A 6,640-nucleotide genomic window follows, 5' to 3' on the forward strand; every position below is an offset into this window, starting at 1 on the left:
CGGTGGATATGACAGTGAAACCGTGCAGGACGTCATGCTGGGTGCAGTGGAGCGTCGCTTCGGTAACAGCCTGCCGACATCCCCCGTTGAGTGGCTGACCGACAACGGTTCAGCCTCCCGTTCTTATCAGACGCGTCAGTTCGCCAGAAGGGTAGGACTGGAGCCTAAACATACGGCGGTACGTAGCCCGGAAAGCAACGGGATGGCGGAGAGCTTCGTGAAAACGATAAAGCGCGATTACATCAGCATCATGCCGAAGCCCGACGGGTTAACAGCGGTAAAGAACCTTGCGGAGGCCTTCGAACATTACAACGCATGGCATCCGCACAGTGCACTGGGGTATCGTTCGCCACGGGAATATCTACGGCGGCAAACCAGTAATAGGTTAAGTGATAAAAAGTGTATGGAAATATAGGGGCCAATCCAAAGAGGAAGCATCAGACCGGAATGTTGCCTGATGGCTCCATACACCAAATTTGACAACAACTCTCCTGTAAGTGATCCGCACGGTCAGAGTGAAAAAAGGCCTGTATCCGATACGACTATATCGTTGAAGCCCCTGAGCCATCACGTCCCATCGATCGCGGTATCGCCGGGCACCGGTTCAGACGCTGGCGGGGAACGTGCGGAGCAGTAGTCACCAACTGCTGTACTGTACTCGCTGATAGGGATCTGCTGGCTGAACGGTTTGGATCCGGAGACGTGGCTGCGCTATGTCTTGGGACATAGCCAAGACTGACCGGTAAACCGGGTCCGCGATCTGCTGCCGTGGAAAACCGATCTCGTATCTGCATAAGCGTCAATACGGTCCGCATGTGACGCTTACGCATGTCCTGATTTCAGCGTGACATTAACGAGCTCGATTCGTGGACGATGGTACGCAGCTCATCTTTACTCAGTGCGCCGCTGATAGTACCGTCGCTTTTGATACGGACCATGCGCATCAGAATGCGCGTAATGATATTAAGCAGCCACACCAGCGGCATCATGACGATCTGCAACGGCCCCAGCAATATGCTGCTCGGGAAAGCGACTTTCTCCGGGTAGAGCACGGCAATAGTTTTTGGCAGCACCTCTGAGAACACCGGCACCAAGAAGGTCAGAATATCCCTGGCAATTGCCACCCCGGCATCACCGTACAGGCGCATACCGACGATAGTCGCCAGCGCTGAGGCCAGACATTATAGACAAACCAAACGAGTATAGACAGCACGGCTTTATCAATGTTCTCACGACTGAACAGATCCGGTAAGTAGAGCAGACCGGTGCAGAGCACCAGCACCAGCGTCAGCAGCACCACGCCAGTTGCAGAGCATACAGCGCGGCGATAATCAGGGTGGCGTAGGCGAAAAGGGCGAAACAAATATGCACCATCATTCCCGGGGTGGTTTCCAAGTGAGTGATAAAGGCATTAGAAACGAAAGTCGCAAAAGCTAGGTTAATCAACACGAAGCTGTAGACTATCGGTAGCAGGATCCAGCCACATGTTGACCAAGTTGTTGCCAATCAGCATCAGCCTTATCAGGCGATCCGGGCAGCGCAGTAATTTTTCGACCTGACGTGCGGCGCGGTTACCGTTTTTAGCAAGATGGCACAGCTTGTAGCGATTGAGCGTCATCATTCCGGTTTCGGAGCCTGAGAAGTACGCCGATACCAGAATCATGATGACCAGCGTAATAATCAGGGTCGTAGTTGAAACGTGTTCAAAGAAAGGTTTTTGCTTTGGAAATTCAGGAAGTTAATAAATGCTGCAGCATGCGGTTACCAAAATAAGCCATGGTGAGCAAAAATGCCCCGCCGCAGTTGAACCAGACGACGCGGCGTCCACGCCAGCCTTCATAGTAGTGGCCCCACAGCAGTACTATATAGACAAACCAAGCGAGTATAGACAGCACGGCTTTATCAACGTTCTTACGACTGAACAGATCCGGTAAGTAGAACAGACCGGTGCAGAGTACCAGCGTCAGCAGCACCACGCCAATTTGCGTAATATGGAACATTTTGCGTTCTATGGTCATCAGCGGCGGAATGTCCGTGCTAAACGCCAGTTTCTTGTTCTTCAGCAGCCAGTCAATCCATGCCAGTTGCAAAGCGTACAGCGCGGCGATAATCAGGGTGGCGTAGGCGAAAAGGGCGAGGCCAATATGCACCATCATTCCCGGGGTGGTTTCCAAGTGAGTGATAAAAACATTGGGAACGAAAGTCGCAAAAGCCAGGTTAATCAACACGAAGCTGTAGACTATCGGTAGCAGGATCCAGCCACGATTACGTGAGGCGATAATGGTCATAATCGCGCAGATCAGCAGACTCACCAGTGAACTGATGTTCAGCAGGCTGAGGTTCTGCCCGCCATCAGGCCCAAATATGCGCTGCTCAAGCGCCACGGCGTGAAACACCAGCGCTGCCACGGCGGATAGCACCGCCAGACGGCGCCATGTGCTGTTCTTACGCAGCAGGCTGGGAACGATCAGGGCAAGGCTGAATGAGTAGGCGAGTAGCGCCAGAATCGCAAATACGGACATAGATCTCGTTAGTTACCGACAAGACTTAGAAAAAACCAGTATAGCGTCTGAGATGGCTGGCTCCAAACGATCTCAACTCATTATGACTGAGATCGCTGCGTCATTATGTTATACTCCGCGCCATTGAGTGGAGTGTCGCCGAGGCGGCCTCTCATTACGTTGAGCGAGAGACGATGTTTGATAATTTAACCAACAGACTGTCGAAAAGCCTGCGCAATATCAGTGGCCGCGGGCGGCTGACAGAAGATAATATTAAGGACGCGCTGCGCGAAGTGCGCTTGGCATTGCTGGAAGCGGACGTTGCGCTGCCGGTAGTGCGTGAATTTATCGGACTCGTCAAAGCGCGCGCCGTCGGTCACGAAGTGAACAAAAGCCTGACCCCGGGTCAGGAGTTCGTGAAGATCGTTAAAAACGAACTGGTTGCTGCAATGGGCGAGGAGAACAACACTCTGAACTTGGCGGCGCAGCCACCAGCCGTGGTGCTGCTGGTGGGCCTGCAGGGTGCGGGTAAAACCACCAGCGTCGGTAAGCTCGGTAAATTCCTGCGTGAAAAGCACAAGAAGAAAGTGCTGGTTGTCTCTGCCGACTTTTATCGCCCGGCGGCGATCAAACAGCTGGAAACCTTGGCCGAGCAGGTTGGCGTCGACTTCTGTCCGTCAGACCTCAGCCAGAATCCGGTCGACATCGTTAAAAATGCATTACAGCAGGCTAAGCTGAAATTCTACGACGTGCTGCTGGTGGATACCGCAGGTCGTTTGCACGTCGATGAAGCGATGATGGACGAAATTAAGCAGGTTCATGCCGCGATTAATCCGGTAGAAACACTGTTTGTGGTCGATGCCATGACCGGTCAGGATGCCGCGAATACCTCGAAGGCGTTTAACGAAGCGCTGCCGCTGACCGGCGTGGTTCTGACTAAAGTCGACGGTGATGCCCGCGGCGGCGCTATACTGTCGATTCGTTACATTATAGGTAAACCGATTAAATTCATGGGTGTCGGTGAAAAAAACGAAGCTCTTGAGCCGTTCTACCCAGAGCGTATCGCCTCACGTATCCTCGGCATGGGCGACATGCTGTCGCTGATCGAAGATATCGAAAGCAAAGTAGACCGCACTCAGGCCGAGAAGCTGACCAGCAAGCTAAAGAAGGGCAACGGGTTCGACCTCAACGACTTCCTCGACCAGCTGAAGCAGATGCGCAATATGGGCGGCATGGCCAGCCTGATGGGAAAACTGCCGGGTATGGGACAACTGCCGGACAACGTTAAATCGCAGATGGACGATAAAGTGCTGGTGCGTATGGAAGCGATGATCAACTCCATGACGCGCAAAGAGCGTGAAAAGCCAGAGATTATCAAAGGCTCACGCAAGCGCCGTATCGCGACAGGTTCAGGCATGCAGGTGCAGGATGTTAACCGCTTATTAAAGCAGTTTGACGATATGCAGCGCATGATGAAAAAGATAAAGAAAGGTGGCATGGCGAAAATGATGAGCGGCATGAAGGGTATGATGCCGCCAGGTTTCCTAGGCCGTTAAGCAAGCTAGAAAATGGGTGCCGCAGCAATGCTACTGGCTCAGGCAAATTAGATTGCTTTTTGCACCGAAATGAGTAAAATTTTCGGGATTTTTATATTGCACACGGGCCCCGTTCCCTCAATGGAGCCCGGTTGTTTTATTAACTAAAGAGGATGTTATGGTAACAATTCGTTTGGCACGTCACGGCGCTAAAAAGCGTCCATTTTATCAGGTAATCGTAACCGACAGCCGTAATGCTCGCAACGGTCGCTTCATCGAGCGCGTTGGCTTCTTCAACCCGATCGCTTCAGGTCAGGCTGAGCCACTGCGTCTGGATCTGGACCGCATTGAGCACTGGGTTAGCCAAGGCGCTACTCTGTCTGATCGCGTTAACGCGCTGATCAGACAAGCTAAGAAAGCGGCTTAATCTATCACGGTGGTCAAGATGAGCAAACAACTCACCGCCCAGCCTCCCGCTAACCCGTTAATTCTGGGAAACATGGGCTCGGCCTGCGGTATTCGTGGTTGGCTCAAAGTGTTTTCCTCCACCGAAGACGCTGAAAGCATTTTTCACTATCAGCCGTGGTTTATCCAACGTGCGGGTCAATGGCAGCTTGTCGAGCTGGAAGGCTGGAAGCGCCACAATCAGGACATGATCATCAAAGTCAAAGGCATTGACGATCGTGATACTGCGGGTCTGCTGACTAATTGCGAAATTGTCGTAGATTCAGAGCAACTGCCGGAACTGGAAAGCGGCGACTATTACTGGAAAGACCTGATGGGCTGCCAGGTAGTCACTACCGAAGGTTATGAGCTGGGTAAAGTCATCGATATGATGGAAACCGGTTCAAACGACGTTCTCGTCGTTAAGGCCAACCTGAAGGATGCATTTGGTGCGCAGGAGCGGTTAATTCCGTTTCTCGATGAACAGGTTATCAAAAATGTCGATCTCACTACTTGCACCATCAAAGTAGATTGGGATCTTGGTTTTTGAGCTCCGAACAAAACGGTAATACTCTGCTGCAAAGAATGTGGATTGGCGTAATCAGCTTGTTTCCTGAAATGTTTCGCGCAATTACCGATTACGGAGTAACTGGCCGGGCAGTAAAAAATGGCCTGCTCAGCATTCAGAGCTGGAGTCCTCGTGACTTTGCTCATGATCGGCACTGTACCGTGGATGAACGTCCTTACGGCGGCGGGCCGGGGATGCTAATGATGGTTCAACCCTTACGGGATGCCATCCACGCAGCAAAAGCGGCGGCAGGAGAAGGCGCAAAGGTGATTTATCTGTCACCTCAGGGGCGTAAACTCGATCAAGATGGGGTTTGCGAGCTGGCGACCAACCACAAGTTAATTCTGGTGTGTGGTCGTTATGAAGGGATTGATGAGCGCGTAATCAAAACCGAGATTAATGAAGAATGGTCGATTGGAGATTACGTACTCAGCGGTGGCGAGCTGCCAGCGATGACGCTGATTGACTCGGTTTCTAGGTTTATTCCGGGAGTGCTGGGGAAACAGGCATCAGCCGGTGAGGACTCGTTCTCGGAGGGTTTGCTGGATTGCCCACACTACACCCGCCCTGAAGTGTTAGAAGGGATGGAGGTACCGCCAGTTCTGCTGTCGGGCAACCATGCTGATATTCGCCGGTGGCGCCTGAAACAGTCACTGGGCCGTACTTGGCTTAGAAGACCTGAACTTCTGGAAAACCTGGCTCTGACTGAAGAGCAAGCAAAGTTGCTCGCCGAGTTCCAATGGGAACATTGGCAGGCAACAAAACATGATACGGCTGGAAAGGCATAGCGCCATCCGCCTTAACTATCAGTTTACCCAGGATAAGAGTTTTAATTATGAGCAACATTATTAAGCAGATCGAACAAGAACAGATGAAACAGGACGTATCTTCATTCCGTCCGGGTGATTCCGTTGAAGTGAAAGTATGGGTCGTTGAAGGTGCTAAAAAGCGTCTGCAGGCATTCGAGGGCGTGGTTATCGCTATTCGTAACCGCGGTCTGCACTCTGCATTCGTTGTTCGCAAAATTTCTAACGGCGAAGGTGTTGAGCGTGTATTCCAGACTCACTCCCCAGTAATCGACTCGATCACTGTGAAACGTCGTGGCGCTGTGCGTAAAGCCAAACTGTACTACCTGCGCGAGCGTACTGGTAAGTCTGCACGTATCAAAGAACGTCTGGGCGCTAAAGCGGCCCCTTAATAGTTAATAGCAAACAAAGGGCTGGCCTGCGGGCTTGCCCTTTGTTTATCTGCAATACCCCCCGATATCCCCGCGAAATTTTCTGCCTGCCGTGCCCGCCAAAACGAAATAAAAAGCCGTTCCCTGCTGATATTTAACCGGATATGTAAAAATTAGCGCGTATGTTTGATAGAACCCTAACCTTTGCAAGAACGACATTCGCTATGCGTTTTATGCCCAGCCTTTCAATCAGTGTGTCGATGAAAATCGGCGGTGCCCTGACCTCTTACGCTGATGATGACCTGCGTGAAAGGATTAGACGGAGATATCATGGTTGGTGAAGTAATCTTCTTTCGCTCTTCAGTGGGTCGAGTCCGTCAAAGTGGTGTAAATTCACTTACAGCCTTCCGGTCCG

Annotated in this window: 8 protein-coding genes and 3 pseudogenes; 7 read left to right on the forward strand and 4 right to left on the reverse strand. The window is 51.7% G+C overall.

All coding sequences use genetic code 11. The features are described 5' to 3' along the window. Both BBW68_RS14800 and BBW68_RS20970 read left to right on the forward strand, forming a co-directional pair. On the forward strand, nucleotides 1-415 hold a 415-nt coding region (locus BBW68_RS14800), incomplete at its 5' end, for an integrase core domain-containing protein (RefSeq protein ID WP_148127716.1). 82 nt (nucleotides 416-497) lie between these two features. Then, nucleotides 498-597: pseudogene (locus BBW68_RS20970) on the forward strand (hypothetical protein); the annotation flags it as partial. 245 nt (nucleotides 598-842) lie between these two features. Here BBW68_RS20970 and BBW68_RS14805 read toward each other — a convergent pair. The 4 genes and pseudogenes from BBW68_RS14805 to BBW68_RS14815 all read right to left on the reverse strand — a co-directional run. Beyond that, a pseudogene (locus tag BBW68_RS14805) lies at nucleotides 843-1,178 on the reverse strand (CNNM domain-containing protein); the annotation flags it as partial. Between the two features lie 118 nt (nucleotides 1,179-1,296). Further along, nucleotides 1,297-1,482, reverse strand: a pseudogene (gene ccsA / locus BBW68_RS20030) (cytochrome c biogenesis protein CcsA); the annotation flags it as partial. Next, a complete protein-coding gene (locus BBW68_RS14810) occupies nucleotides 1,439-1,663 on the reverse strand; it encodes a CNNM domain-containing protein (protein ID WP_070135930.1) in 225 nt (74 codons plus the stop codon). The pseudogene ccsA and the gene BBW68_RS14810, both read right to left, overlap by 44 nt. 67 nt (nucleotides 1,664-1,730) lie before the next feature. Next, on the reverse strand, nucleotides 1,731-2,522 hold the full coding sequence (locus BBW68_RS14815; protein ID WP_070135931.1) for a cytochrome C assembly family protein: 792 nt from the start codon (nucleotides 2,520-2,522) through the stop codon (nucleotides 1,731-1,733). Between the two features lie 173 nt (nucleotides 2,523-2,695). Here BBW68_RS14815 and ffh point away from each other — a divergent pair, with 173 nt between their 5' ends. From ffh to rplS, 5 genes are all read left to right on the forward strand, one after another. After that, nucleotides 2,696-4,057, forward strand: a complete 1,362-nt coding sequence (gene ffh, locus BBW68_RS14820; protein ID WP_070135932.1) for a signal recognition particle protein — start codon at nucleotides 2,696-2,698, stop codon at nucleotides 4,055-4,057. Between the two features lie 157 nt (nucleotides 4,058-4,214). Beyond that, complete coding sequence (gene rpsP / locus BBW68_RS14825; RefSeq protein WP_070135933.1) at nucleotides 4,215-4,463, forward strand: 30S ribosomal protein S16; 249 nt, start codon at nucleotides 4,215-4,217, stop codon at nucleotides 4,461-4,463. Between the two features lie 18 nt (nucleotides 4,464-4,481). After that, nucleotides 4,482-5,030, forward strand: a complete 549-nt coding sequence (rimM, locus tag BBW68_RS14830) for a ribosome maturation factor RimM (protein WP_070135934.1) — start codon at nucleotides 4,482-4,484, stop codon at nucleotides 5,028-5,030. A 35-nt stretch (nucleotides 5,031-5,065) separates the two neighbouring features. Continuing rightward, nucleotides 5,066-5,836 carry a tRNA (guanosine(37)-N1)-methyltransferase TrmD gene (gene trmD, locus BBW68_RS14835; RefSeq protein WP_070135935.1) on the forward strand — a complete coding sequence of 257 codons (771 nt, stop codon included), beginning with the start codon at nucleotides 5,066-5,068 and terminating at the stop codon, nucleotides 5,834-5,836. 47 nt (nucleotides 5,837-5,883) lie between these two features. Further along, entirely contained in the window at nucleotides 5,884-6,246 is a 363-nt protein-coding gene (gene rplS / locus BBW68_RS14840) for a 50S ribosomal protein L19 (protein WP_070135936.1), read from the forward strand. The last annotated feature ends 394 nt before the right edge of the window (nucleotides 6,247-6,640 follow it).

Origin of the sequence: Candidatus Erwinia dacicola (assembly GCF_001756855.1) — a bacterium.
Taxonomy (GTDB): domain Bacteria; phylum Pseudomonadota; class Gammaproteobacteria; order Enterobacterales; family Enterobacteriaceae; genus Erwinia; species Erwinia dacicola.